The 1,957-nt window shown below is 30.5% G+C and carries 1 protein-coding gene; it reads right to left on the minus strand.

What is annotated here, in order from left to right; all coding sequences use genetic code 11:
• Positions 1–1,077: 1,077 nt before the first annotated feature.
• Positions 1,078–1,957, minus strand: an 880-nt coding sequence (locus ACFIL8_RS07645) for a hypothetical protein (protein WP_375689327.1), incomplete at its 5' end; no start/stop codon positions are given.

A 1,957-nucleotide genomic window follows, 5' to 3' on the forward strand; every position in this document is an offset into this window, starting at 1 on the left:
CAAGCCAATCCAAAACATAAGGAATTATTTAACAAACTTTAGAGCTTTTATGCTGTTACAACTATCTTCGTGAAATTTATGAAGACAAAACCCAAAAGGCGGTCGGCCTACAAAACGCTATGAATAGCTCACCTTAGTGAAAAATCATAGGACCACACAATAGAGAAATCTCTTTTGACAGTTTTTCAAGCCAATCGCTCAACGCTCTTTTTAGTGACATTCTCTTCATTGCTCTTTTTTCAAAGAAAATGATCAGAGTTCTTCTTACAAAGAGTTTTGTTGCTTTTGGAGAGTTATTCCAATGTTTATGTTATTTTTTTAATAATAAAAAATAAAAAACATTATATTTTAATATTTTTGTTTAGGATCTTGAGCTACTCTATGGAAATTTCTATTTTTGTAAAAAATCCAAACGTGCAACAGCATGGTAAAATATATTTTTATGACGTTGGTGATGATCTCAAGAGAAAAGAAAAAAACCTTACGATAATAGGAGTCATTTGGGAGTATTGATGGTATTAAGTGAATATCAGCTACAATGTCATCTGGATTTATATTACTCGTAATTGGCATTTTGGATGCATGGCTCATTTGTTCTGCGAATTATTGGACTTGAATGTTTAATCTATAAAGCCCAGTATTGATGATATTAGAATAAAAGCCATCTTGATTTGTAAGTTTAATCGAATGCAAATTGAGAACATTCGATATAATAACAAGCGTATGCTTCTTAGCTAGCCCCTTTTAAGTAAGATAATAAGTCCACCTGCCATACTGTTTTGATTGGGGTTGAGCTCAGCTTTATAATAAACATCAAGCTTAAAAATACCGTTCGCTTATTTTGAGTTACATCAAACTGAAATACCTATAATTCTTTCTCATCAAAAATCTTGAATAAAAAAGGCAAGTTGCTGCTTAAATTACTGCTAATATCAAAAAAATCAAAGCCAATTTTGCCACCATCTTTGACACTTTTAGTATATAAGATCCCGATACATGAGACAAGCACCATATCGTTCTTCCATCGGTATGTCCTATATCTATTCACGAAACATAGCTGCTTCAGAGTGGGAAATACTATATATTTGTAGCAATTTCTTTTAATTGATTCATATCAAAATACAAATCCGATACCTTTTGGCAAAATTTATCAAGATAAATAAACAATTCATCAGAGAGAGATATCTTTTTTTCTCGAATTCTCATTAAATCCTCAGTTTTATTATTTAACGGATGCGCTTCAAAATTACTTGCACGATTTCCTGCTAATTTGGTAGGCATATAATGATTTATGATGTTACAAAAACTACAATCTAAAGGGCCTGAAACATTACTTCCAACCATACCAACGTAGTTATTTTTATTCTCAAAACACTTATATAATTCTTTAATATTACTTGCAAATGGCTTATAGACAAAAGCATTATAGCCATATTCGTGAATTTTTTCATAACCACATTTCACGAATGTCTCATCAGCGATATTTAAGAAACCCAAATCTGGAATTTTTGAAGGAAATTTCACAGGCTGTTCTATTCCAAACAAATTATTCTTATCTATCCTATCAATAAAATAATTCCACTGCTCAAAATTAATACTTGCATTGAAATCAATAATAAATTTTACATTTTTGTTTTCATTAACAATTGCAATTGTATCATCCAAATACTGATTCGATGATTTCAATTTTATCAAATCGTAATTACGTATCTCATCATCAATAATTGCACCTATTCCTATCGTTTTAATAGATTTCATTAATCCAGAATTAATAATTTTAGCCATTTCAACTTTTTTAAAAAAATCTTCCAACCCAAAGAAATAGCTTAAAGAATTTGCAAAGTGTTTACTTTTATTTATTGATCGTTCATTTACAGATTTTATAAAATCGTCCGGCATTTCTCCGTGACTAGGTGACAATGGCAACTCCATAGCAAAGGGCGAAATAACTTTATCC

Source organism: Bartonella sp. AP57NXGY (genome assembly GCF_042195805.1).
Taxonomy (GTDB): Bacteria; Pseudomonadota; Alphaproteobacteria; order Rhizobiales; family Rhizobiaceae; genus Bartonella.